The organism is Lentzea rhizosphaerae (assembly GCF_042649515.1).
GTDB lineage: Bacteria > Actinomycetota > Actinomycetes > Mycobacteriales > Pseudonocardiaceae > Lentzea > Lentzea aerocolonigenes.
This window is the reverse complement of the sequence record NZ_JBHRZI010000021.1, coordinates 51,576-76,109: the sequence shown is the minus strand read 5'-3', so window position 1 is coordinate 76,109 and position 24,534 is coordinate 51,576. Positions and strand designations below refer to the sequence as shown.

At 68.6% G+C, this 24,534-nt stretch carries 26 protein-coding genes; 17 read left to right on the top strand and 9 right to left on the bottom strand.

Going from position 1 to position 24,534, the window contains the following annotated elements:
• Positions 1–35: 35 nt before the first annotated feature.
• Positions 36–779: a class I SAM-dependent methyltransferase gene (locus ACFOWZ_RS25545; RefSeq protein WP_382376410.1), complete on the top strand. Its 744-nt coding sequence runs from the start codon at positions 36–38 to the stop codon at positions 777–779.
• Between the two features lie 338 nt (positions 780–1,117).
• The gene (locus ACFOWZ_RS25540) at positions 1,118–1,636 is read left to right on the top strand and encodes a lytic polysaccharide monooxygenase auxiliary activity family 9 protein (RefSeq protein WP_030472258.1); all 519 of its coding nucleotides are present in this window, start codon (positions 1,118–1,120) and stop codon (positions 1,634–1,636) included.
• On the opposite strand, the gene ACFOWZ_RS25535 is transcribed toward ACFOWZ_RS25540, so the two are convergent.
• Both ACFOWZ_RS25535 and pip read right to left on the bottom strand, forming a co-directional pair.
• Positions 1,637–2,044: a DnaJ family domain-containing protein gene (locus tag ACFOWZ_RS25535; protein ID WP_382376409.1), complete on the bottom strand. Its 408-nt coding sequence runs from the start codon at positions 2,042–2,044 to the stop codon at positions 1,637–1,639.
• A complete protein-coding gene (gene pip / locus ACFOWZ_RS25530; RefSeq protein ID WP_382376408.1) occupies positions 2,041–2,952 on the bottom strand; it encodes a prolyl aminopeptidase in 912 nt (303 codons plus the stop codon). Before pip ends, ACFOWZ_RS25535 begins: the two co-directional genes overlap by 4 nt.
• Positions 2,953–3,131: 179 nt before the next feature.
• On the opposite strand from pip, the gene biuH reads away from it, so the two are divergent.
• The 4 genes from biuH to hpxZ are packed head-to-tail and all read left to right on the top strand — an operon-like array spanning position 3,132 to position 6,615.
• Positions 3,132–3,830, top strand: a complete 699-nt coding sequence (biuH, locus tag ACFOWZ_RS25525) for a biuret amidohydrolase (RefSeq protein ID WP_382376407.1) — start codon at positions 3,132–3,134, stop codon at positions 3,828–3,830.
• A gap of 26 nt (positions 3,831–3,856) precedes the next feature.
• Positions 3,857–4,549: a cysteine hydrolase family protein gene (locus ACFOWZ_RS25520; RefSeq protein ID WP_382376406.1), complete on the top strand. Its 693-nt coding sequence runs from the start codon at positions 3,857–3,859 to the stop codon at positions 4,547–4,549.
• Between the two features lie 21 nt (positions 4,550–4,570).
• Positions 4,571–6,184 carry a regulator gene (locus ACFOWZ_RS25515; RefSeq protein WP_382376405.1) on the top strand — a complete coding sequence of 538 codons (1,614 nt, stop codon included), beginning with the start codon at positions 4,571–4,573 and terminating at the stop codon, positions 6,182–6,184.
• Positions 6,181–6,615 (top strand): oxalurate catabolism protein HpxZ, encoded by a 435-nt coding sequence (hpxZ, locus tag ACFOWZ_RS25510; RefSeq protein WP_382376404.1) that lies wholly within the window; start codon positions 6,181–6,183, stop codon positions 6,613–6,615. Before ACFOWZ_RS25515 ends, hpxZ begins: the two co-directional genes overlap by 4 nt.
• Here the strand turns inward: hpxZ and ACFOWZ_RS25505 are convergent.
• From ACFOWZ_RS25505 to ACFOWZ_RS25495, 3 genes are all read right to left on the bottom strand, one after another.
• Positions 6,605–7,558: a hypothetical protein gene (locus tag ACFOWZ_RS25505; RefSeq protein WP_382376403.1), complete on the bottom strand. Its 954-nt coding sequence runs from the start codon at positions 7,556–7,558 to the stop codon at positions 6,605–6,607. The genes hpxZ and ACFOWZ_RS25505 overlap by 11 nt on opposite strands.
• Before the next feature lie 63 nt (positions 7,559–7,621).
• Positions 7,622–8,821 (bottom strand): MFS transporter, encoded by a 1,200-nt coding sequence (locus tag ACFOWZ_RS25500; protein ID WP_382376402.1) that lies wholly within the window; start codon positions 8,819–8,821, stop codon positions 7,622–7,624.
• Positions 8,822–8,825: 4 nt separating this feature from the next.
• Positions 8,826–9,818, bottom strand: coding sequence for an ABC transporter substrate-binding protein (locus ACFOWZ_RS25495; RefSeq protein ID WP_382376401.1), 993 nt, complete (start codon positions 9,816–9,818; stop codon positions 8,826–8,828).
• Positions 9,819–9,896: 78 nt separating this feature from the next.
• On the opposite strand from ACFOWZ_RS25495, the gene ACFOWZ_RS25490 reads away from it, so the two are divergent.
• The 6 genes from ACFOWZ_RS25490 to ACFOWZ_RS25465 all read left to right on the top strand — a co-directional run bounded on the left by ACFOWZ_RS25490 (position 9,897) and on the right by ACFOWZ_RS25465 (position 15,552).
• Positions 9,897–10,244, top strand: a complete 348-nt coding sequence (locus ACFOWZ_RS25490) for a hypothetical protein (RefSeq protein WP_382376400.1) — start codon at positions 9,897–9,899, stop codon at positions 10,242–10,244.
• Between the two features lie 101 nt (positions 10,245–10,345).
• Complete coding sequence (locus ACFOWZ_RS25485; RefSeq protein ID WP_382376399.1) at positions 10,346–11,413, top strand: PLP-dependent cysteine synthase family protein; 1,068 nt, start codon at positions 10,346–10,348, stop codon at positions 11,411–11,413.
• A complete protein-coding gene (locus ACFOWZ_RS25480) occupies positions 11,410–12,585 on the top strand; it encodes an MDR family MFS transporter (protein ID WP_382376398.1) in 1,176 nt (391 codons plus the stop codon). Before ACFOWZ_RS25485 ends, ACFOWZ_RS25480 begins: the two co-directional genes overlap by 4 nt.
• Before the next feature lie 105 nt (positions 12,586–12,690).
• A complete protein-coding gene (locus tag ACFOWZ_RS25475; RefSeq protein ID WP_382376397.1) occupies positions 12,691–13,629 on the top strand; it encodes a C40 family peptidase in 939 nt (312 codons plus the stop codon).
• Positions 13,630–13,852: 223 nt separating this feature from the next.
• Positions 13,853–14,839, top strand: coding sequence for a C40 family peptidase (locus ACFOWZ_RS25470; protein WP_382376396.1), 987 nt, complete (start codon positions 13,853–13,855; stop codon positions 14,837–14,839).
• 152 nt (positions 14,840–14,991) lie between these two features.
• Complete coding sequence (locus tag ACFOWZ_RS25465; protein WP_382376395.1) at positions 14,992–15,552, top strand: LysM peptidoglycan-binding domain-containing protein; 561 nt, start codon at positions 14,992–14,994, stop codon at positions 15,550–15,552.
• Positions 15,553–15,708: 156 nt separating this feature from the next.
• On the opposite strand, the gene ACFOWZ_RS25460 is transcribed toward ACFOWZ_RS25465, so the two are convergent.
• The 3 genes from ACFOWZ_RS25460 to ACFOWZ_RS25450 form a co-directional block, all read right to left on the bottom strand.
• Entirely contained in the window at positions 15,709–16,032 is a 324-nt protein-coding gene (locus ACFOWZ_RS25460; protein ID WP_382376394.1) for an iron-sulfur cluster biosynthesis protein, read from the bottom strand.
• Positions 16,033–16,525: 493 nt separating this feature from the next.
• Positions 16,526–17,170 (bottom strand): hypothetical protein, encoded by a 645-nt coding sequence (locus ACFOWZ_RS25455; RefSeq protein WP_382376393.1) that lies wholly within the window; start codon positions 17,168–17,170, stop codon positions 16,526–16,528.
• A gap of 97 nt (positions 17,171–17,267) precedes the next feature.
• On the bottom strand, positions 17,268–18,227 hold the full coding sequence (locus ACFOWZ_RS25450) for a zinc-binding alcohol dehydrogenase family protein (RefSeq protein WP_382376392.1): 960 nt from the start codon (positions 18,225–18,227) through the stop codon (positions 17,268–17,270).
• A gap of 23 nt (positions 18,228–18,250) precedes the next feature.
• Here ACFOWZ_RS25450 and ACFOWZ_RS25445 point away from each other — a divergent pair, with 23 nt between their 5' ends.
• From ACFOWZ_RS25445 to ACFOWZ_RS25430, 4 genes are read left to right on the top strand one after another with little or no spacing between them, the layout of a single operon-like run.
• Entirely contained in the window at positions 18,251–18,952 is a 702-nt protein-coding gene (locus ACFOWZ_RS25445; RefSeq protein ID WP_382376391.1) for a VIT1/CCC1 transporter family protein, read from the top strand.
• A 24-nt stretch (positions 18,953–18,976) separates the two neighbouring features.
• On the top strand, positions 18,977–19,195 hold the full coding sequence (locus tag ACFOWZ_RS25440) for a hypothetical protein (RefSeq protein ID WP_382376390.1): 219 nt from the start codon (positions 18,977–18,979) through the stop codon (positions 19,193–19,195).
• A 7-nt stretch (positions 19,196–19,202) separates the two neighbouring features.
• The gene (locus ACFOWZ_RS25435) at positions 19,203–19,880 is read left to right on the top strand and encodes an HAD family hydrolase (protein ID WP_382376389.1); all 678 of its coding nucleotides are present in this window, start codon (positions 19,203–19,205) and stop codon (positions 19,878–19,880) included.
• Positions 19,877–22,204, top strand: coding sequence for a glycoside hydrolase family 65 protein (locus ACFOWZ_RS25430; protein WP_382376388.1), 2,328 nt, complete (start codon positions 19,877–19,879; stop codon positions 22,202–22,204). Before ACFOWZ_RS25435 ends, ACFOWZ_RS25430 begins: the two co-directional genes overlap by 4 nt.
• Before the next feature lie 46 nt (positions 22,205–22,250).
• Here ACFOWZ_RS25430 and ACFOWZ_RS25425 read toward each other — a convergent pair whose 3' ends face one another.
• Complete coding sequence (locus ACFOWZ_RS25425) at positions 22,251–23,222, bottom strand: alcohol dehydrogenase catalytic domain-containing protein (protein WP_382376387.1); 972 nt, start codon at positions 23,220–23,222, stop codon at positions 22,251–22,253.
• A gap of 82 nt (positions 23,223–23,304) precedes the next feature.
• On the opposite strand from ACFOWZ_RS25425, the gene ACFOWZ_RS25420 reads away from it, so the two are divergent.
• Entirely contained in the window at positions 23,305–24,471 is a 1,167-nt protein-coding gene (locus ACFOWZ_RS25420) for a beta-1,3-glucanase family protein (protein ID WP_382376386.1), read from the top strand.
• Positions 24,472–24,534 lie beyond the last annotated feature (63 nt).

The window sequence follows — 24,534 nt, the reverse complement described above, 5'->3', positions numbered from 1 at the left end:
GGCGCCCTGATTGATCACTGGGCAGTATGGGAAACATGCCTGCCATTCCCGAGAGCTCCGCCGTCATCGCCGATGTGGCCGTGGAGAACGACTACGACGGCTTCGCCGAGGCGTACACGGCCGAGAACGAGACCAGCCTCCTCAACGCCTACTACGTCCGGCCCGCGATCGTGGACCTGGCCGGCGACGTGGCCGGTCGACGAATTCTCGACGCCGGCTGCGGTGCTGGTCCTGTGTCCGTGGCGCTACGTGATCGGGGAGCCGTCGTGAGCGGCTTCGACCGCAGCGCCAAGATGGTGGAGCTGGCCCGGCAGCGGCTCGGCGACGACGTGGACCTGCGGGTCGCCGACATAACGGCCCCGCTGCCGTACCCCGACGGCGCGTTCGACGACGCCGTCGCCGCTTTGGTGCTGCACTACCTGGAGGACTGGACCGCACCTCTGGCTGAGCTGCGGCGGGTGCTGAAGCCCGGTGGCCGGCTGATCGTGGTCGTCAACCACCCCATCCTCCTCAAGATGGTGCATCGCGAGACTGACTACTTCGCGACCACCAAGTGGTCCGACGAGTACGACTTCAACGGCCAGAAGGCCGTGCTCACCTACTGGCACCGGCCGCTGCACGCGATGACCGATGCCTTCACCGCAGCAGGCTTCCGCACTGCCGTCATCAGCGAGCCGCCTCCGGCGCCGGAAGCCCACGAACTCTTTCCCGACGAGATGGCGAGGTTCCCCTCCGGGGCCTTCCTGAGCTTCATGTTCTTCGTCCTGGAGGCCGCCTGACTACGGCGTGGCACACGGGTGGCCCCAAGGTCGCGGCATGCTTGCCCTGACCTTGGGGCTGCGTACAGGCGCTACAGGCCGTTGGCAAGGAACCAACGCGGTTGTTGAGAATGCGCCAACTTCAGGCAGAACGTGTGGCGGCCCGCAAACCAGCTCGGACGCCGCAGCAAGCACCGCAGACTTGCCCTGGACACCGCAATGTTCGGCTGGACAGGGCACTTCCCTGTCTGATCTGCCCGACACGTCTTGTGGCGCCCTGATTACGCGCGGTATGGTCTAGACCTTCAATCGCCGCCGCGATGTCCGGGAAGTACGCACATCAAGGCAAAGGAAGTCACATGAAGATTCGACGCAGGACCGCGGCCGCCATGGCCGGCGTGCTCGCTGCACCGTTGCTCGTCGTGGCTCTCCCCACCGGCACGGCGTTCGCGCACGGTTACGTGTCTTCGCCCGCGAGCCGTCAGGCGCAGTGCGCCCGCGGCACCGTCAAAGACTGCGGGGCCATCCAGTACGAACCGCAGTCGGTCGAAGGTCCCAAGGGTCTGCGCAGCTGCAACGCCAACCTTCAGCAGTTCGCCGTGCTCAACAACGACAACAAGGGGTGGAAGGTCGCGGGCGTCGGCCGCACGGTGACGTTCAACTGGACCTTCACCGCGCGCCACCGCACCCGCGACTACGAGTACTTCGTCGACGGGCGCAAGGTCGCGACGTTCAGCGGCAACAACCAGATCCCGCCCGCCACCGTCTCGCACAACGTCAACCTGGGGTCGGCCGGGCGGCACAAGGTGCTCGCCATCTGGAACATCGGCGACACCTCGAACGCGTTCTACTCCTGCATCGACGTCAACGCCAGCTGATCACGGGGTGCGTGGGGTCCCCTTCCGCTCACGCACCAACTCGTCGACGTCGAACGGCATCAGGTTCAAAGGCGGGCCGGACAACGGTTTCCGCAACGCGTCGAGGATCTTCGCGTTCATCTCACCGATGATCGCGCGCGCCTCGTCGTCGGTCCCGGCCGCCAGGGCACGGGCCTTGGCGGTCTCGGCCTCCTTGCGCAGGACCAGGGAAGGGGGCAACCCTGCAGTGCCCTCTTCCTCCCGCACCTTCTTCTTGATCCACCAGTCCTCTTCGAGCACCTCGCCCGCGCCGGGCAACGGTTTGCCGGCGCTCGGCAGGTCGTCGAACTCGCCGCGTTCCTGGGCCTCGCGGATCTGCTTGTCGATCCACGACTCGAAGCCCATCCCTGGCGGTTTGCGTTGCGTCACGGGGAAAACCTCCTGACCGCGGCCTGGATCGCCTCGTTGAACGCGGGGCTGCCCTTGTGGCCGCTGTCGTCCACGAGGGTCAGTTCGGCGTCCGGCCACGCCTGTGCCAACGCGTACGCGGTGTCGGCCGGGCAGCTCATGTCGCGCCGGCCGTGGATCAACGCGGCCGGGATGCCTGCGAGCTTGCCGGCGTCGCCCAGCAGGTCGTCGACGAAACCGAGGTTCGCGTAGTAGTGCGCGCAGATCCGCACGAACGCGATGAGGTCGTCCGTCGGGCGGTCGCTGAACATGTGCGGTGTGCCGAAGTCCTCGAACGAGAGAACCGTGTCCTCCCACCGGGTCCACTCGACGGCAGCCTGGTCGCGCGCCACGGGGTCTTCCATCAGGTCCGCGTAGGCGCGCACCACGTCCGGCGCGTTGGCGACGTGCGCGCTGTACCGGGCCCACGCCTCCGGGAAGAACCGGGAAACACCTTTGTACAACCAGTCCAGCTCACGCTCGGACGCCGTGGTGACCGCGATCAGGATCATCTCGGTGACGCGCTCGGGGTGCCGTTGCGCGTAGGCGAGTGCGAGCGTGCTGCCCCACGAACCGCCGTACACCAACCACTTCTCGATGCCGAGGTGCTCGCGCAGCTTCTCGATGTCCGCGATCAGGTGGTCCGTGGTGTTCACGCTCATGTCCGCGGCCGGGTCGCTCGCGTGCGGTGTGCTCTTGCCGCAGCCGCGCTGGTGGAACACGACGACCCTGAACTTCTGCAGGTCGAACGACTTGCCCGCGTACTTCGCCGGAGCGCCGGGCCCGCCGTGCAGGTGCACGGCGGGCTTGCCGTCCGGATTGCCGAGGACGTACCAGTGGATCCGGTTGCCGTCGCCGACGTCGAGCATCCCCAGGGCGTAAGGCTCCATGCGCCCAGGGTATCCAGTGGCGCTGCCCGAACGCCCGTCCCGGATCTCGACGTCCAGACCGGTTGAGGGCACGGCGACCTGAATGTCGCGCTGCGTGAGTTGAGCGACCACCAGGCTGGTAACTGAGACGTAACTCACAACGGTCCCGCTGGAAATCAGACGGTCGACAATCGTCAACTATGACCGCGCGGATAGGACCGGTTAAGGCAGATCCCTACTCCTGGCCCTACGACACGGTGGTGCCGATCGACAGGGTCGCCCTGCTGTGCATCGACTGGCAGACCGACTTCTGCGGACCTGGTGGCTATGTCGAGCGGATGGGCTACGACCTCGAACTCACCAGAGCGGGCCTGCCCGGCACGCAGAAGCTCCTCGCCCACGCCCGCGACGTGGGCATGCTGGTGATCCACACCAGGGAAGGTCACCTGCCGGACCTGACCGACCTGCCGCCCAACAAGCGTTGGCGTTCGGCCCGGATCGGCGCGGAGATCGGCAGTGCGGGGCCGGCCGGGCGCATCCTGGTGCGCGGCGAACCGGGCTGGGAGATCGTCGACGAGGTCTCGCCGGCGCCCGGCGAGGTCGTGATCGACAAGCCGGGCAAGGGCGCGTTCTACGCCACCAACCTGGATTTGGTGTTGCGTGCCAACGCGATCAGCCACCTGATCCTGACCGGCATCACGACCGACGTGTGTGTGCACACCACGATGCGCGAGGCCAACGACCGCGGTCTGGAATGCCTGATCCTGTCCGACTGCACCGGCGCGACCGATCCGGGCAACCACGCGGCCGCGCTGAAGATGGTGACGATGCAGGGCGGCGTGTTCGGGGCCGTGGCCACTTCCGATGCCGTGATCGAGGCGACCACACTCGACGAGTAGAGCGAAAACGAAGGGCCCGAGAGCCGATGACCACTCCCCTGACGGTCGACGCCGACCCCACGTCGTTTCTGTTCGAGCCGACCACAACCGCGCTCCTGGTGATCGACATGCAGCGGGACTTCGTCGAACCGGGCGGGTTCGGCGAAACGCTCGGCAACGACGTGAGCCAGCTGCGCGGGGTCATCGCTCCGCTCCAGCAGACCCTCGCCGCCACGCGTGCCGCCGGCATGACGGTGATCCACACCCGCGAGGGCCACCTGCCGGACCTGTCCGACTGCCCACCGGCCAAACTCGAGCGCGGTCGCCCGTCGATGCGCATCGGCGACTTCGGTCCCAAGGGCCGCATCCTCATCCGTGGTGAACACGGCCACGGCATCATCGACGAGCTCGCGCCCGCCGACGGCGAACTGGTGATCGACAAGCCGGGCAAGGGCGCGTTCTACAGCACCGAACTCGGCACGGTGCTGTCCGAGGCAGGAATCACCTCTCTGGTGGTGACCGGCGTGACGACCGAGGTCTGCGTGCACACCACCGTCCGTGAGGCCAACGACCGCGGCTACGAATGCCTGGTGCTGTCGGACTGCGTCGGTTCGTACTTCCCCGAGTTCCAGGACGCCGGTCTGGCCATGATCTCCGCACAGGGCGGCATCTTCGGCTGGGTCGCTCCGTCGTCCGCCTACATCGCCGCGATTTCCGTTCTTGCCACCCCGGCCCGTTGAGACCCGCGGAAGGAACAGGTCATGTCCATCCTCGCGCGCGCCCGCAGTCGCTCCGATTCCGAGTTCAAACTGCCGTTGTGGGTCAGCGGTGACCTCAACGCGTTCTTCGGGCTCGGCTTCAACGTTCTGGTGAACGTGCTGGTGCTCACCGGGTTGTGCCTGGGCGTCGCGAAGATCTCGTCGGGCGACGTGTACGGGGTGATCCTGCCGGCCCTGGGCATCCAGCTGCTGATCGGCAACGTGTACTACGCCTGGCTCGGCAGACGCCTGGCCCACAAGGAGAACCGCACCGACGTCACCGCCATGCCCTACGGGCCCAGCGTGCCGCACATGTTCATCGTGACGTTCGTGATCATGCTGCCGGTGTACCTGAGCACGAACGACCCGGTCAGGGCGTGGCAGGCAGGCCTGGCGTGGTCGTTCATCATCGGACTGATCGTGCTGGCCGGTGCGTTCGTCGGCCCCTACATCCGGAGGTTCACGCCGCAGGCGGCGATGCTGGGCACGCTCGCCGGCATCTCCATCGCGTTCATCTCGATGCGTCCGGCCGGCCAGATGTGGGCGGCCGCGTGGATCGCGCTACCGGTGTTCGCGTTGCTGCTCATCGGTTTCTTCGCCGGCGTGAAGCTGCCGTTCGGCATCCCGATCGGCCTGGCCGCGCTGACGGTGGGCACCGCCATCGGCTGGATCGGCGGCTACATGCACCCCGCGGACGTGTCCGCGGCCGCCAGGGACGTCGTGACCGGCCTGCCGTCGTTCCAGTTCGACCTGTTGTGGCGCGGCCTGTCCGAGATCGGCCCGCTGCTGGCCACCGCCATCCCGCTGGGCATCTACAACTTCACCGAGGGCATGACCAACGTGGAGAGTGCCGCTGCCGCAGGCGACAACTTCAACCTGCGCAGCGTGCTGCTGGCCGACGGCATCGGCGCGATCGTCGGTTCGGCGCTCGGCTCGCCGTTCCCACCCGCTGTCTACATCGGACACCCGGGGTGGAAGGAGGTCGGCGGCCGCACGGCGTACTCGATGCTGACCGGCGTCGTCATCGCACTCCTGTGCTTCGGCGGCCTGTTCGGTCTGCTCAGTGCGCTGCTGCCGGTGCCGGCGATCGTGCCGATCCTGCTGTACATCGGCCTGCTGATCGGCGCGCAGGCGTTCCGCGTCGTACCGCGGCCGCACGCGGTGGCGGTGGTCATGGCCATCATCCCCAACGTCGCGGCGTGGGCGACCGGCCAGATGGACAACGTGCTGTCGGCGGCAGGCACCAGCGCGGCCGAGGTCGGTGAACCCGCCCTGGAGAGCGCGGGCGTGGTCTACCAGGGCCTGCACCTGCTCGGCGACGGCGCCATCCTGGCAGGACTGGTGCTCGGCGCGATCACCGCGTTCCTCATCGACAAGCAGTTCTGGTGGGCCGCCGGCTACGCGGCGGCCGGCGCGGTGCTGTCGTTCGTCGGGTTGATCCACGCCCCGCAGATCGGCTGGAACGCGGGCGGCGGTCAGGTCGCGTTGGGCTACCTGTTCTTCGCCGTGGTCTGTGCGGCGTTCGCGTTGTTCCACGGCGATTCGACGTCCGACGCCGAGCCGCACCCAGCCGCCACGGACGTGATCGACGCGAAGCCCGCGGCATCCGCCTCATGAACACCACCGACCGGGTCGTCGGCAACGGGACCACCGGCCCCGTTGTCGACGAACCAGCCGTGCACGCCGAGGTGTCGGCGGCCTTCGCACGCTACGAAGCCGCGCTGCTGGCCGGCGACCACGCCGTGCTGGACGAGTCGTTCTGGGCCAGCCCGGCCACCGTCCGGTTCGGCATCGCCGACCACCAGCAGGGCATCGACGAGCTCCGCGCGTGGCGCGCCACCCAGGGACCGCTCGACGGCCGGAACATCCAGAACACCCGGATCACCACCTTCGGCACCGGCACCGCCGTGGTGACCACCCTGTTCCGCTACCCCGGCCGGCCGGTCGTGGGCCGGCAGAGCCAGACGTGGGTGCGGATGCCCGCCGGCTGGCGAATCGTCAGCGCCCACGTCTCGGAGATCAGCACCGAGATCGACCCTAGATCTTGAGCGGCTTCCAGCTCAGTCCGGCGTCATCGGTCCGGTAGACCTCGGCGAACTCCTGGCCGGGTCCGCCGCGCACGAACGTCGCGTGCCGCGCGTCGGAGAACGCCAAGTCCTCGAACGGCGGCCCGCCGAGCGTCAGCGGCGTGCTCCACTTCTCGCCGGAACCGCGGTGCACGAACGACCAGTCGCGCCCGGTGGCGGCCACGAGCGGCGCCTCCGGTGAGACCGCGAAGCCCGTCGTGATGCCTTCTCGCGGCGGCACGCTCACGGTCGTGAACGGGCCACCGTCGGACTTGCGCAGCTCCTTGGTCATGTTGCCGAAGCCGGGATCGAAGCTGCACAACGCATACCGGTCGGTGCCGACCGTGCCGAGCCGGGTGGCCGCGAAGACGTCGCACGGCGCGGGCTCCTCCAGCCAGCCCGCCGGCGACCGCGTCCAGTACCGGTTCTCCTCGCCGAACCGCGCCAGCGAGACGTGGCCCGGCGCGATCGAGCCGGACGCCTGGCCGGTGACCTCGACGCCCGGCACCGGCTGCCACGTGCCGAACCACAGCTCGCGGTGGTACAGCCGCGACGACTTGCCGTCGTAGATCACCGCGAGGAACCCGGAGTCGTCGAACCCCAGTGCCCCAACGATTCCCTTGACGGCCGACGACTCCCAGCGCGTGCCGCCGTTGCTGGTGACGAACAGCTGCTCGCCGTCGGTCACCATGCCGGCCGCGTCGTTCGCGAAGAGCACCCGCAGCCGGTCGGCTTCCGGTACCGCCAGCGCCGGGGTCTTCACCCGCGTCCACGAGCTGCCGCCGTCGAGCGTGCGCACGAGCTGCGGGCACTTCGCGGTCTGGCACAGGGTGTCGAGGCCCAGCACCCAGCCGCGGTCAGCGGACGTCCACGACGTCGACGCGGGCACGACCCCGGTGGCGGCGTGCGCGACGAACGTGGTCAAACCGGTCAACAACAGTGAAACAGCAAGAACAGCAATGCGTTTCCCCCACATCGCCTTCTCCCCTCAAGAGGCTGGTTTCCACTCAACACCTCTTGCGCGTGAAGCGGCAACCACCCACAACGCCACCAAAACCCCGGCACCGCCGCAGAGCAGGAACGTGAGCCGAGGCCCGGCCGCGTCCAGCAGCAGACCACCGCCGACGTACGAAACCGCTGCCGCCACACCGATTCCGCCGTAGAAGTTGCCGAACACCCTGCCCGTCCGGTCACCGGGCACCAGCCGCTGGATCAACGTGCTGTGCGCCACGTCCATCGCCGCGATGCCGAGCCCGCGCACGGTCTGCAGCACGAACGCCAGCGCCACACCGGAGGCGACGCCCGTGAGGAGGTTGCCGGCGCTGCTGATCACGAATCCCGCCACCAGCAACACGACCATGCTCGCCCGCGCCGCTCCCCTGGCCAGCGACAGGTACCCCGCGAGCAGACCGATTCCCACCGACGCCAGCAGCAGCCCCACCGCGCTGTCGGAGGCGTGGAACACGTCCTTGGTCAGCATCACGATCGCCACGTCGTCGATCGCGGTGCACGCCACCACGCCGCAGAACCCGAGGAAGATGATCCGCAACGCGCGGTTGTGCCAGATCTCGCCCAGCCCCGCCCGCGCGTCGGAGAAGAGGGATCCGCCGAACCCGGCCGGCCCGGTCAGTTTCGGCAGCTTCAGCAGCAACAGCGCCGACAGCCCGAACGACACGGCGTCCACGAGCAGGGCGCCGCGCAGGCCCACCAGCGGGATGAGCGCGGCGGCGAGCAACGGCCCCAGCGCCTCGGCGGCGTTGGAACCGAAGCCCAGCACCGTGTTCGCCTGCCCGAGGTCGTCGTCGCTCACCAGTGACGGCACCGCCGCACGGGAGGCGGGCAGGAAGATCTGGCCGAGCACGGCACGGACGCCGACGAGCAGCAGGAGGACCGGCAACGGCGGCAACGTGAGCGCGATGACCGCCAGCAGCACGCCCTGCGCGAGCTCACAGGTGATCATCACCGTGCGGCGGTCGAACCGGTCGCTGATCACGCCGGTGAACGGGCTCAGCAGCGAGGGCGCGAAGTCGCCGACGAGCAGCAGGGCCGCCACCGCGATCGCCTTCCCGGCGACGGACTCGACGTGCAGCATCAGCACGACCAGGCTGAGCACGTCCCCGAGAACGGAAACGACCCGTGCGGTGCTCAGCACGCGCAACGGGCCGTTCTCCTTCAGCAGCGTCAGCACACGGTCATCGTGCCAACACCTGTTCGAGCTGGTCAGCCAATTTGTTCATGATCTTGGCGTAGGACGCGAAGCTCAGCGGGGCGACCGCGTTCCACTCCACGAACCGGCCGGCCTGCACGGCGGGCAGCGCCTGGAAGACCGGGTGGCCCTCCTTCATCTGCTCGGGGTTGAGCACGTGCTGACGGGTGTCCCACATGATCACGTGCTCTTTGTACGTGCCGGAGTTCTCCCACGACAGCGACTGGAAGTAGCCGCCGCCCTCGGTGTCGGGCTTCTCCGGCGTGAGCAGCGGCAGGCCGAGCTCCTTCGCGTACCAGTCGAGGTCCGGGTTGCGCGCGGGCACCGCGACGTAGAAGAGCTTCGGGTCGGCGCCGACGACCTGGATCTTCTGGTTCGCGGCCGTCATCTTGGCGCCGACGGCCTTGAGCCGGTCCGCGGCCTTGGTGAACGCCTCCTCGTCGGCCTTCACCTTCGCCGACTCGACGTCACCTCCGAGGGCCTCGGCGAGCTCGCGGAACCGCTTGATCCCGTCCGGCAGCTGGATCTTCGACTGTCCGATGCCGACGGTCGGGGCGACCTTGAGCACCTTCTCCTCGAACTCGGCCGTGAGGTGCCAGAGCCCGGTGACCTCGGGGTAGTAGCCGGCGACGACCAGGTCGGCGTTCAGCGCGGCGAACTTCTCGAAGTCGATCTCGCCGTAGCCGGGCCCGGTGATGTCGGTGACCTGGCTCGGGTCGACGCTGCCCGCCTCCGGGTCGGTGCTGCCGTCCGGGCGCTTGAGCGGCCCGAACGTGCCGACAACGTTGACACCGTAGTCCTTGAGCGCACCCGCGGCGGACACCTGCGCGACGACGCGTTCAGGACGCTTGGGCGCGGTGACCTCCTTGCCGCGGTCGTCCTTGAACGACCACTGGCCGCCCTGCTGCTCCGACGGAGCGGTCCCACCGCACCCGGCGACCAGGCCGAGCAGCAGAACCGCGGCGACTGTCCTGCGCATTGTCCACCTCCTGAGGTTAGCTTTACCTAACCTAGCAAGAGGCTTTACAAGATCCGCAACACCGGTAGGTTGGTCACCGTGCGGAACCAGTTGACGACAGGGCGTCGTTTCACCGTCGTCGTCGCACTCATGTTGATCGCGGTGTTCGCGCTCCACCCGGCGTGCCCGCCCGAGCCCTCCCACCACGGCGCGTTCGTGCCCGGCATCTCCGCGGAGTTCTGCCACCACGGCGACACGCACCACGCGGATGCCACCGTGCCCGTGCAGGCCGCGGTCCAGGCGGGCGCCGCCTCCCTCACCGCCCCGGACGTGCACGACGTGCCCGCCGCACGTCCCGACGCGACGGCACGCTCGTGTCCGTGGCGTCCAGGGCCGTCCCGTTCGGGACGAACAATCCTGCTCGACCTCGGCGTCTCTCGAACGTAGGCCGACCGCCTTTTGCGTGCCGTGGCAGGACTTTTCGGTCCTGCCGCGTTGACGCGCGCTCTAGCGACGGCCTACGACACTTTCTTCTGAGGGACTCCCCCATGTCTGTTCCTGTGCTCGACCGCAACACTCCCGCGGGCATCGTCGGCAACACGCCCGTGCTGTGGATCGACGAGCTCTCCCGCACCTCGTCGTCCGGTTTCTGGGCGAAGCTCGAATCCGCCAACCCCGGCGGTGGCATGAAGGACCGCGCCGCGCTGCACATGATCGGCCGCGCTCTGGAGCGCGGTGACCTGCGTCCGGACGGCCACGTCGTCGAGTCGACCAGCGGCACGCTCGGTCTCGGGCTCGCCCTGGCCGGAGTCGTGCACGACATCCCGGTGACGCTGGTGACCGATCCCGGCCTGGAGCCGATCATCCGGCGCATGCTGCGCGCCTACGGGGCGACGGTGGACCTCGTCGAGCAGCCGCACCCGACCGGAGGCTGGCAGGAGGCGCGGCGCGAACGCGTGGCGGCGTTGCTGGCCTCACTGCCCGGCGCCTACTGCCCAGACCAGTACAACAACCCGGACAACGTGGCCGGGTACGCGCCACTGGCCCACGAGCTGGCCGCGCAGCTCGGCCGCGTCGACGTGCTGGTGTGCGCGGTGGGCACGGGCGGTCACTCCGCCGGGGTGGCTTCCGTGTTGCGCCGCCACTTCCCGTCGTTGCGACTGGTCGGCGTGGACACGATCGGGTCGACGATCTTCGGCCAGCCGGCGCGCACCCGGCTGATGCGCGGTCTCGGGTCGAGCATCTTCCCGCGCAACGTCGACTACCCGGCGTTCGACCAGGTGCACTGGGTGAACCCCGGCGAGGCGGTGTGGGCGTGCCGGGCGCTCGCCTCGCGCCACTACGCGAGCGGCGGCTGGAGCGTGGGCGCCGTGGCGCTCGTGGCTTCCTGGCTGGCGAGGACCTCCGCTCCCGGCACGAGGATCGCGGCGGTGTTCCCGGACGGGCCGCAGCGGTACTTCGACACGGTGTTCAGCGACGAGTACTGCGCCGCGCACGGGTTACTGGACGTCACACCGGCAATGGAGCCGCTGGAGATCTCTTCGTTGCGGGAACGCGAAGTGCTGTCGTGGACGATGTGCCGGTCCGTTGTGGACCCTCTGGCGGTGACGGCGTGATCGCGCAGTTCCGCTCGTTCGACCACAGCGTGCAGTTGTTGCTGCTCAACCAGTTCAGCATCAACGTGGGCTTCTACATGTTGATGCCGTACCTCGCTTCTCATCTGTCCGTGACGCTCGCACTGGCCGGGTGGGCCGTCGGACTCGTCCTGGGAGTGCGGAACTTCGCACAGCAGGGCATGTTCCTGATCGGCGGGACGCTCGCGGATCGCTTGGGGTACAAGCCGTTGATCGTGGCGGGGTGCGCGTTGCGGACCGGCGGGTTCGCGTTGCTCGGTCTCGTGGACGGGTTGCCCGCGTTGGTGATCGCCTCGGCGTTGACCGGATTCGCGGGAGCGTTGTTCAACCCGGCGGTGCGCGCGTACGTGGCCGCCGACGCCGGCCCGCGCCGGGTGGAGGCCTTCGCGTTGTTCAACGTCTTCTACCAGACCGGAATCCTGGTGGGGCCGTTGGTCGGGCTCGCGTTGACGGCGGTGGACTTCCGGCTGACGTGCCTGGTCGCGGCCTTCGTCTTCCTGGTGCTGACCGTGCTGCAGTGGCGGTCGCTGCCGCCGCGGGCCGGGTCGTCGTCGGGGAACTCGGTGCTGGCGGACTGGCGGGTCGTCGCGGGCAACCGGCGGTTCGTGCTGTTCGCGCTGGCGATGACCGGCTCGTACGTGCTGTCGTTCCAGGTCTACCTGGCGTTGCCGCTCGCGTCGGGGTCGGCGGTGCTGACCGCGGTGTTGTTCGCCGTGTCGGGCGTGCTGGCGGTGGCCGGCCAGATGCGGGTGACGGCGTGGGCGCGCGAACGGTTCGGGCCGGACCGGTCGCTGGTGTTCGGGATGCTGGTGCTGGGCCTCGCGTTCCTGCCCGCGATCCTCGGCGGCTGGGCCGGGCTGATCATGTCCGCGGCACTGCTCGCGCTGGGAACGATGGTGGTGTTCCCGTTCGAGATGGACGAGATCGTGTCGCTGTCGGGCGACCGGCTCGTGGCCACGCACTACGGCCTGTACAACACCGTCGTGGGCGTCGGGATCCTGCTCGGGAATCTGCTCACCGGAATCGCGTTCGACACCGCTGCGCGCGCGGGGGTGCCGTGGGTGCCCTGGCTCGCTCTCACGTCGGTGGGGCTCGGGTGTGCGTGGGCGCTGAAGAAGCTGGCGTCCCGTGTCGAGGCTCACCGGGCCGCCTGATCCGACTGAACCCGGTCAGCCGTTCGGCCGTAGGCCTCCTCAGAAGCCGATACCGACTTTTGAGGAGGCCGCGTGCCCGGCCGACGTGCTGCAAGGACAACCGCCATGGCCGCCGTGGTCGCCGCGACCGTGGTGTCGATGCCAACGGCGCACGCGCAACCAGCCGACGAGGCGCTCAAGACGTACACCGAGCTGACGCACCACGCCGAGAAGCTCACCCAGGACCACCTCAAGGCCACGGGTGACCTCGCGAAGGCGAACGCGATCGTGGGCATCGCGACCGAGGCGGAGAAGAAGGCGCTGGCCGAGTCCGAGCAGTACCGCGGCCAGGTCGACGTGCTGACCACCGCGTCGTTCGAGGGCGCGCGGCTCAACAACCTGTCGGCGTTCCTGACGTCGACGTCCCAGCAGGACTTCCTGGAGCGGATGCAGGCGATGAACATCATCGCCACCGACCAGAACGCCGCGGTGTCGCGGATGAACGCCACTTTGGACGCGGCGAAGAAGGCCCGTTCCGACGCCACTGCCGCGGCCGCCGCGGCAGAGAAGCTCGTCGCGGACGTGACCGAGCGCAAGACGGCCATGGACCAGCAGGTGACGGCCGCGCGCACGAAGTACCAGTCGTTGTCGGCGCCGCAGAAGCAGACGCTGGCGGCTTCCGGCCCCAAGGTCACCGTGAACGCGCCCGCCGGCGCCGCGGGTACGGCGCTGCAGTTCGCGCTCAACCAGCAGGGCAAGCCGTACGTGTTCGGGTCGAACGGCCCCGACTCGTGGGACTGCTCGTCGCTGGTGCAGGCCGCGTACCGCTCCGCCGGTGTGTCCATCCCCCGCGTCACCTACGACCAGGCGAAGATCGGCCGGGGCGTGAGCCGCGGCGAGGTCGCGCCGGGTGACCTGATCATCTACTACTCGGGTCAGTCGCACGTGGCGATGGCCGTGGACAACGTCCGAGCGGTGCACGCGTCCACCGAGGGCATCCCCGTGAAAGTTGCGAACATCGACTCGATCGGCCCCATTTCGGTGATTCGTCGGGTCGTTGGGTGACGCTTCTCTCCCACCCCGCGATAAACCGACGTAGACGTCTGTGAGAGCGTGCTGATCGGTGAACTGTTGAGGACCCGGTGGTAGACGAACATCAGGTCGTTCCGTAACCTGTCCGAGACCTTCGGCCCAGCAGTTAACCCACTCGGGGCACACGCCAAGGTTGTCGCCTTACGCGCAGTAGTTCTCGCGGGGGCGACTGCCAGGAAAAAGGAGGACCCGCGACGTGGTGTCGCAACCCTCGCGCCGCACCGTGCGTGGAGCGCTCGTAGCGACGGCAGCAGTCGTCGCGGCCGCTCTCCCCACGACCCCGGCCAACGCACAGCCTTCTGCTGCTGACGCGCTCGCGAAGTACAACGAGCTGTCCGAGAAGGCATCTCAGCTCAACCAGGACCACCTGAAGGCCCAGGGCGACCTCGAGGCCAAGCAGCGTGAACTGGACAAGGCCAAGGGCGACCTCGCCACGGCTCAGAAGGCCGAGGAGTCCCTCCGCGGCCAGGTCGACGTCCTCACGGAGGCCACCAACTCCGGCGCGCGGTTCAGCCAGCTGTCCGCGCTGCTGGTGAGCGACTCGCAGCAGGACTTCCTCAACCGCATGTCGGCCATCAACATCCTGGCGGCCGACAACGCCGAGGCCCTGAAGCAGCTCACCGACGCCGTCAACGCGGCCGACAACGCCACGAAGACGGCCAACGAGGCCACCGAGGCCTCGAAGAAGCTGCTCGGCGAGATCGAGCAGAAGAAGGCCGACCTCGCGAAGCAGCTGGACGAGGCCCGCAACCAGTACAACTCGCTGAGCGCGGCCACCAAGAACTCGCTGAAGAACGCCGGCGACATGTCGACGATCCTGGTCCCGCCCGGCACCGCCGGTAAGGCACTGGAGTTCGCACTGGCCCAGCGCGGCAAGCCGTACGTGTACGGCTCCAACGGCCCGGACACCTGGGACTGCTCCTCGCTGATCCAGGCCGCGTACCGCTCGGCCAACGTGTCGATCGGCCGCACGAGCTACGCCCAGGCCGCCGCGGGCCGCCCCGTCTCGCGCGCCGAGGTCAAGGCCGGCGACATCATCGTCTACTACTCGAGCCAGTCCCACGTGGCCATGGCCGTGGACAACGTGCGCGCCGTGCACGCGTCCACCGAGGGTGTGCCGGTGAGGATCGCGGACATCAACTCGATCGGTCCGATCTCCGTGATCCGCCGCATCGAGGGCTGACGTTCTTCGTTGGTGAACGCCCCTTGCCTCCGGGCAGGGGGCGTTTCGCTTTTCACTCCAGCGGGTGCACGTGCCTTCGCGGCCCGGCGAGGTGTCCGGCGCTTGGCTAGGTTCCGCTTCGGCACCGTCATCGTCCGAAGTGGAGCGTCTCAGTGGACACCTTGCAAGCCGGGCAGGAACTCACCCGCGGCCAGCAGCTCACCACCGCCAACGGCTACATGCTGACCCTGCAGTCCGACGGCAACCTGGTGCTGTCGGAAGACACCGGCACGGTGTGGGCCAGCGGCACCGACGGCAAGGGAGCCGTGCGCGCCGCGTTGCAGGACGACGGCAACTTCGTGCTCTACACCGGCGACAACAACGCCGTGTGGGCCACCAACACCGCGGGCAACAACGGCTCGCGCCTGGTGCTGCAGGACGACCGCAACCTGGTCATCATCGCGGGCGACGGCAGCGCCAAGTGGGCGTCGGGCACGAACACCGCGTCCCCGCAGGCAGTCCCCGAGGCCGCCGCGCCGGTTGTCGAGGAGCCCGCGCCGGCTGCTCCGGCTGCTCCGGCCGTGCAGACCTACACCGTGCAGGGTGGCGACACGTTGTGGGCGATCGCCGAGCGCTTCTACGGTGACGGGAACAGGTACGGCGAGATCGCTTCGGCGAGCGGGATCTCGAACCCCGACCTCATCCACCCCGGACAGGTGCTGACGATTCCCTGAGGTTCGCCTCATCAGCCCGTTCGTCGGGCACGCTTCGGATGTCGGTGGCGAGTCCTTTGGAACGCCGTTCGGAAACGCCGTCGTTCGAAATGCCAGAACGGGTCGGCCCCACCGCAGGGGCCGGCCCGTTCCGCACGTCTGGTCCGCGTCCGGCCCTCAGCCGACCTGCCCGTTCGGGCTGTCGGGCCCCTCCTGGCGAGCGATCGCGAAGGCGGGGTTGCCCTCGGCGTCCTGGCGCACGTCGAGGACTTTGTCCTCCAGGTACTGGGCGGCAGCCGGTTCCATGATGACCTTGGCCCCCGCCGGAGCCGCCACCACTTCATCGCCATCGACCGGCTCACTGAGCGACAGCTCCAAAGCGGTCTGGCTGTTCTGCTCGGCGGCCAGGGCGAAGCGCAGGCCGACGCCGTCGTCGGTGCCCTCTGACTGTGACGTCAGCTCGTTGATGACCTCAGCAGCCATCGGCGTCACTTCGAGCATGTCGGCCCCTTCATCAGGAAACAAGAAACTCGTTCCGTGTTCCCGACCTGGGCCGAGTTCAACCGCCGCTCGCCGAATTCGCCGGCAATTGGGCGGGGACGGCGGCGTTGACGCAGGTGAGAGGGTTGGCCGCCGGGGAGGTCGGCCTCACGTGCTCGGAGGCGCAGCGCCCGCCTGGGATGTGGTCAGGTGCGCTGTGGGCCGCCATCCCGGTTGTCTGGGAGGTCGGGCAGACGTGCTCCGGCTGGGCTGGGACGCCAAGCCAGGCGCGCCACGCCACGCGTCGATCGCACCGCCCGGGCCCACCGCTCGCACGCCACACGTCGCGCCAACCACACGACCGCGTCCCACGCGCGGCCCGCACCCCGCGCGCCAGCAGCACCACCGCAGCCCGAAACGCCGCCGGCGCATCACGCGCCAACAGCACCACCGCGGCCCGACGCACCGCCAACGCACCGCGAGCCAACCCCCACCGGCGCCGCGCCAACCCCGCCTAGGCCACCCGGTGCGCCGGCCTCGACACCTCGCTCCTCACGTGCCCGCAAGCCGAACAAACCCGCTGCACCGGGATCAGGTCCGCCACCAGGCGCCACGAGTCGGCGAACGACGGCACCTCCTGCCCAGGCACCAACAGGCTGTCCAGGACCTCCTGGCGGCGGCGGCCCTTTTCGCGGCTGCGTTCCACCGGGTCGCGGCGGTGGGCCAGGGCTCGGGATTCGGCGCGGGCGCGTTCGCCTTCCGAGGTCAGGCCGGCGCCTCGGCGGGGGGCGTGCAGGGCGGCGTTGCGGCGGTTCACGCGGTACCACTCGCCCAGGGTCACGCCTGGTAAGGGTGGGCGGGCCAGGCGGGCGCCGTCTGCTGTCCAGGTGCGGAGGCGGGCTCGGAGGAACTCGTGGGCCACCTGGGCTCGGGAGCGCGGCCTGCCCTGGCGGGTGCCGTCCGGCTTGGTGTCGACGGCCACCAGCAGGGCGTCCACGCTCCAGCCTGCCGCGAACCACGGCTCCAGCAGGCGGCGGACCCAGCGGCGGTCGGCGTCCGGCCACGAGGCGCGCACGCACAGGGACTCCACGGCGACGTCCACGTCGGCGTCTGTGGACGGCACCACGCGGCCCGGCCAGCGACGGGGTTCGATCTGCATCTGACTGACCTCCCTGTAGCACACACGAACATCTGTTCGACATGCTGCCACGGGGGTCTGACAAAAATGGAACACCTGATCTCTGACCAGGGGAAACTCACCCGATCAGCACAGCGGCACCGGTCACTCGGTCGGCTCTGAGGTCCGACAGCGCCAGGTTCGCCGAGGTCAGCGGGTAGGGCTGCACGGCGACCTCCAGCCGGTGCGAACCGCAGAACGCCAGGAACTCGGCGGAATCGGCCCTGGTGTTCGCCGTGACCGACCGGATCTGCCGTTCCTGGAACAAGTGCCGCGAGTAGTTCAGCACCGGCACGTCGGACAGGTGGATCCCGGCGATCGCCAGCGTCCCGCCCCTGTCCAGCGCCTCCAACACGGGAGGCACCAACGTCCCTACCGGCGCGAACAACACAGCCGAATCCAGCAACACCGGCGGCGCCGACGAAGAGGCCGAAGCCGCCCCCAACGACAAGGCCAGAGCACGCGCGGCAGCGGTCCGGGTCACCACGTGCACCTCGTACCCGCGCGCAACGGCCACCTGCAAGGTCAGATGAGCAGACGCGCCGAACCCGTAGATGCCCAACCGCCCGCCCGGTGGCACCTCGGCACGCTTCAACGCCCGATACCCGATGATCCCGGCACACAACAACGGCGCCAGCGACTCGTTCGAGTACCCGGAAGGCAGCCGCAAGGCATAGGCAGCAGGAACAACGGCATAAGAGGCGTAACCACCGTCCGCGTCCCACCCGGTGTACAGCGACGACGGGCACAGGTTCTCGTCCCCGCGCACGCAGAACTTGCAGCTTCCGCAGGTGTGCCGCAACCAGGCGATTCCCACCCGTTCGCCAACGACGAAATCCCCCGCCGCGACCACGACCTCACCAACGACCTGATGTCCCGGCACGACCGAAGCACGGTGCACGGGCAGATCGCCGTCCACGACGTGCAGATCCGTCCGGCACACACCGCAGGCGAGCACCCGCACGAGCAACTCACCAGGAGCCGGTGAAGGAACCGGCACGTCCACCGCCCTCAGCGGCGTGGTCTGCCACGAAAGCACGATCCCCAGGTTAGCCTGCGAAAATGACGCACGACGAGCCCCACGACGAGGTCACCGGCGATCGAATGAACTGGCTGCGGGCAGGTGTCCTCGGTGCGAACGACGGCATCGTGTCCACCGCCAGCCTCGTCGTCGGCGTCGCCGGCGCGACCACGGACAGGGCACAGATCCTGGTCGCAGGCCTCGCCGGTCTCTTCGCGGGCGCGATGTCGATGGCGTCCGGCGAGTACGTCTCCGTCAGCAGCCAGCGCGACGCCGAACGGGCACTCCTGGCGAAGGAGCGCCGCGAGCTCAGGGAGATGCCGGAGGAGGAGCTCGAGGAACTGGCGGAGATCTACGAGGGCAAGGGCCTCGACGCGGACACCGCGCAGGAGGTGGCGAAACAGCTCACCAAGCACGACGCGCTGGCCGCCCACGCCGAGGCCGAGCTCCACATCGACCCGGACGAGCTCACGAACCCGTGGGGCGCCGCCATCGCGAGCTTCATCTCGTTCACGATCGGCGCCCTGCTCCCCCTCGCCGCGATCATCCTGACGCCGACCAGCCTGCGCGTCCCGGTGACCGTCGTCGCCGCCGTCCTCACCCTCGCACTGACCGGTTTCCTCAGCGCGAAACTCAGCGGTGCGGGCAAGCGGCGCGCGGTCGTCCGCAACGTCGTGGGCGGGCTGATCGCGATGGGCGTCACCTACGCGATCGGTTCGCTCGTCGGCCAAAGCATCGGATAGCGCCGAACTGGGTACTGCCAGGACATGAGTGAAGAACGTGGCGCGTACGTCCCGCAGGACACCGACAGCTTCGAGGCCCTCGACGAGGACAACCTCAAGCACGACCCGTTGGAGACCGAGCCCGAAGAGGGCTGGGCCGAGTCCAACAAGTACGGGATGACCGAGTACGAGCAGGCACATCCCCGTCCTCTCGACGAACGCCTCAAAGAAGAGCGCAGCGATGTCGGCGACACGGGTGCATGATCGAAGCATGAGCCTCGGCATCCCGGAGAAGATCACGGCGTTGCTGTTCGACCTCGACGGTGTGCTCACCAGCACCGCCGTGCTGCACCGCCAGGCGTGGCGGCAGACGTTCGAGGGCATGGGCCAGCCGTTCAGCGAGCAGGACTACCTCGCCCACGTGGACGGGAAACCGCGCTACGACGGCGTCCGCAGCTTCCTGGCCTCGCGCGGCCTCACCCCGCCGGAGGAAGAGATCCGCCGCATCGGCGACCAGAAGAACGAACTGGTCAACCAGATCATCGACGAACAGGGCATCACGCCGTACCCCGGCTCGGTGCGCTACCTCCAGGCAGCGCGCCGGGCGGGTCTGCCCATCGGCGTGGTCACGTCGTCGGCCAACGCCATGCGCGTGCTGCGCGCGGGCGATCTGCTCGACTACGTGGACGCTCTGGTGGACGGCAACGTGATCGTCGCGTCGAACCTGCACGGCAAACCGGAACCGGACTCGTTCATCGAGGGCGCGAGAAGGCTCAAGACGGCACCGGAGAACGCCGCCGTCTTCGAGGACGCGCTGGCCGGTGTCGCGGCGGGCCACAAGGGCGGGTTCGGGTTCGTGGTCGGCGTGGACCGCGGCAACCAGGCGGAAGCTCTCAAGACCAACGGCGCCGACGTGGTCGTCGACGAGCTCGACGAGCTCCTGTCATGAGCTACGCGATCGAACCGTGGCAGCTGCGCTGGCAGGGTCTCGCCGTGGACCAGCTGCACCGCACCGAGTCCACGTTCGCCCTGTCCAACGGCCACATCGGCATGCGCGGCACGCTCGACGAGGGCGAACCCAGAGGTCTTCCCGGCACGTACCTCAACGGCTTCTACGAGGAGCACCCGCTGCCGTACGGCGAGGCGGGCTACGGCTACCCCGAGGCCGGGCAGACCGTCGTCAACGTCACCGACGGCAAGATCATCCGGTTGCTGGTCGAGGACGAACCGCTGGACATGCGCTACGGCAACGCGGTCGAGCACGAGCGGACGCTGGACTTCCGCTCCGGCACGTTGCGCCGCCGCACGGTCTGGGAGTCGCCGACTGGCCGGCGTGTGACCGTGCGCAGCGAACGGCTCGTGTCGTTCACACAGCGCGCGGTCGCAGCCATCCGTTACGAGGTCGAGCCGGAGGAGGACCTGCAGCTCGTCGTCCAGTCCGACCTGCTGGCCAACGAGCCGACCATCCACCGCACCAACGATCCCCGCGTCGCGGCCGCGCTGGACGCCCCGCTGATCAACGACTTCACGATGGCCGAGAAGTCGCGGGCCGTGCTGTGCCACCACACCAAGGTGTCCGGCCTGCGCATGGCTGCCGCGATGGACCACGAGATCTGCGTCGGCGAGCACGGCGGCCACCAGGACCCGCGCACGGAGATCCGCGCCGAGGCAGACCTCGCGCGCTTCACCGCGGCCGTCGACGTGCCCGCCGGCAGCTGCCTGAGGCTCACCAAGTACCTCGCCTACGGCTGGTCCGGCCAGCGTTCCACCCCGGCGCTGCGAGCCCAGGTCGAGGCGGCGCTCGCCGGTGCCTGCCAGACGGGCTGGGACGGGCTCGTGCAGGAGCAGCGTGAGTTCCTCGACGACTTCTGGCAGGTCGCGGACATCGAGATCGAGGGCGACGACGAGCTGCAGCAGGCGATCAGGTTCGCGTTGTTCCACATCCTGCAGGCCGGTGCCCGCGGGGAAACCCGTGCCATTCCTGGAAAAGGCCTCACCGGACCCGGCTACGACGGTCACGCGTTCTGGGACACCGAGATGTTCGTGCTCCCGGTGCTCACCTACACGGTCCCGGACGCCGCCCGCGACGCACTGCGGTGGCGTCACTCCACTTTGGACAAGGCACGCGACCGCGCGAAGGTGCTGGGGCTCAAGGGAGCCGCGTTCCCGTGGCGTTCCATCAACGGCGCGGAGTGCAGCGCGTACTGGCCCGCGGGCACGGCCGCGTTCCACGTCTCCGGTGACGTCGCCTACGCAACGCAGCAGTACCTCAACGCCACGAACGACGAGTGCTTCGACCGCGACGAAGCCACCGAGATCCTCGTGGAGACCGCACGGTTGTGGCTCTCGCTCGGACACCACGACCCGCACGACGGGTTCCGCATCGACGGCGTGACAGGCCCGGACGAGTACTCGGCGATCGTGGACAACAACGTCTACACGAACCTGATCGCGCAACAGAACCTGTGGGCCGCCGCCGACGCCGCGGAACGCAACCCGAGCGACGCGACGGAAGAGGAGATCCGGGCCTGGCGCAAGGCCGCCGACGCCATGGCGATCCCCTACGACGAGATGCTGAAGGTGCATCCGCAGGCGGACAACTTCACCAAGCACGCGGAGTGGGACTTCGAGAACACGCCTGAGGAGAAGTACCCGCTGCTGCTGCACTTCCCGTACTTCGACCTGTACCGCAGACAGGTCGTGAAGCAGGCGGACCTCGTGCTCGCGATGCACGTGCGCGGTGACGCGTTCAGCGACGCGGACAAGGCACGCAACTTCGCTTACTACGAGGCCCGCACCGTGCGCGACTCGTCGTTGTCGGCGGGCACGCAGGCGGTGCTGGCCGCGGAGGTCGGGCACCTCGACCTGGCGTTCGACTACCTCGTCGAGGCGGTGTTCACCGACCTGCACGACCTGCACGACAACGTCAACAACGGCCTGCACATGGCTTCGCTGGCGGGGGCGTGGATGGCGCTCGTCGCCGGGTTCGGCGGCATGCGCGACCACGGCGGTGAGCTGACGTTCGCGCCGCGGCTGCCGGCCTCACTGACGCGGTTCTCGTTCCGGATGGCCTTCCAGGGCACCAGGATCTCGATCGACGTGTGCGAGACCGAGGCCACCTACCGGATCGTGGACGGGACCGAGCTGAAGACCCGGCACCACGGCGAACCGATCACGATCACGGTGGACGAGCCGGTGACGATGCCGATCCCGAAGGCTCCTGAGCTCGAACGGCCGAAGCTGCCGTTCGGCAGGGAACCGCGCCGGCGTTGACCCAGCCGGGAGACCTGATGGTGCGCTGTCAGGTCTCCCGGCTCGATCACAGCTCCAGCACCACCTTCACGTCATCGGGCCGTTGCTCGAAAGCCTCCCGGCAGGACTCCAGCGGAACTCGTCGAGTGATCATCGCCGACAGCCAGTCGTCGTCCGCGCGATCCAGCACGGCCGCGGCCTCCCGGTAGTGCCGCACGTTCGCGTTGACGGTCCCGAACACGATCCCGTTGCGCAGCACCATGTCCCGGTTGGCCTGCCCGAGATCGGCGGACACGACCTCGGTGGACGGCACGCCGGTGAGGCACACCAGCTCACGGCCCAGCAGCCTGGCGACGAGCTTCGGCGCTCCCGTCGCCTCGATCACGACCTGGTGATCGGGCAGCGAGCGGTGGTAGGTCGCGCCCAGCGCCTCGACCAGGTCCGGCTTCGGCCCGTCCACCGCCAGGTCGAACACGTGCACGTCCAAGCCGCGCTGCACGCCGATCAACGCCGCCAGCAACCCGATCGGTCCCGCGCCCGTCACCAGGACGCTGTCGAACCCGAACAGCGCCAGCTGGTCCAGCCGTTCCCAGGCCTTGACCACCACCGAGGCCGGCTCGACGAGCACACCGGTCGAGGAGCTGACACCGACGGCGTAGGACGCCGGCACCGTCCACAACGTCGAGGCGTAACCGTCGAGCCCGGTGATCCCCCGCTCGGTGTACTGCCCGTTCCGGCACATGTCGAACTCCCCGCGCGCACACGCCACGCACGGGACCGGGTCGGGTCTGCGGACCACTCCGGCGACCAGCGAGCCCGGTTCGAACCCCGGTCCGCTGATCACCCGCCCGAGAGACTCGTGTCCGATCACGAGAGTTCCGCCGACCCCGAACTCGCCGCGCACGATCTCGCGGTCCGTCCCGCAGATGCCGACCGCGAGGCCCTCGACCAGCAGGTCTTCCGGTCCCGGTTCCGGATCGGGCAGTTCGGTCAACGACAAGGAACCAGGATGTGCAAGATCCACCGTCAGTGCGCGCATGAGAACCATTCTTGACATATCAACACGATCACGCTGACCATGGGAGCGCTCTCACGCCCCTGTCTCAGTGAGGAGATAGTCGATGCGCAAGCTCCTGCTGCTCGCGACATCGGCCCTACTTGGGCTGACAACGTTGTCCCCACCCGTTCAAGCCGCTCCCCCGAACCTGCTCCCGCTCACCGTCACGAACAACTCCGGCCGCGGCGACGCGGTTCACCTGTACGTGTTCGGCGAGATGGGCGGCCGGCTCGGGTACGTCAACGCCAGCGGCCAGTTCACCCCCTGGTCCGGCGGGACGGTTCCGCCGTCACCCGCGCCGGACGTCTCGATCCCCGGCCCCGCCAACGGCGCGAGCCGCACCCTGCAGATCCCGATCAACCTGGCCGGCGGCCGGCTCTACATGTCCTTCCGGGACAAGCTGAAGTTCGGCCTGGTGCCGAACGGACTGGTGCAACCGGCGCCGTGGGCCGCGGGCGACCCGAACCGCGACATCCTGTTCGACTGGAGCGAGTTCACCTACAACGGCGGCGGGTTGTGGTTGAACAGCTCCCAGGTGGACATGTTCTCCGTCCCGCACGCGGTCGAGGCGACGTCCCAGGCGGGCGCGACCAAGAAGACCGGCCAACTCGTCTCCGGCGGCCGCAACCGGATCTTCGACCAGCACCAGCAGCTGGGCGGCGACTGGTCGCGGTTGATCTACACGCGCTCCGACGGCACCCGGCTGCGGGTGCTGAACCCGAGCAAGGGGCTCGACGCGGGCGTGTTCTCCAGCTCGTACTTCGCGAACTACGTCAGCAGCGCCTGGTCGACGTACCAGAACACGCCGCTGACCGTCGTGCCGTACCAGAACGAGCCGAACCGCAAGTTCACCGGCCGCACCAGCGGCGGCGTCCTCAACTTCACCAACACGGCGGGCCAGCAGGTCGCGTCGTTCCAGCAGCCGTCGACGCGGGACGTCTTCAACTGCGACGGCAGGCTGGCCGCTCCGAACAACGACGTCGGCGCGATCTCCCGCTCGCTGTGCGCCGCGCTCAACCGTTCGACACTCGGGTACCTGCACACCCAGCCGACCTACAACGCGAGCGAGTTCTACACCCGCTCGACCGCGAACCACTTCTCCCGGATCGTGCACCAGAACATGGTGGACGGGAAGGCGTACGGGTTCGCGTTCGATGACGTCGGCGCGTTCGAGTCACTTGTCCACGAACCCAACCCGCGTTCGGCCAAAGTCACGCTAACCACATTCTGAGCCGAAGCGTTCTTGCTTTTGATCGACTTTCACTCCACTGTGTGAGACGCCGTCGCCGCGGCT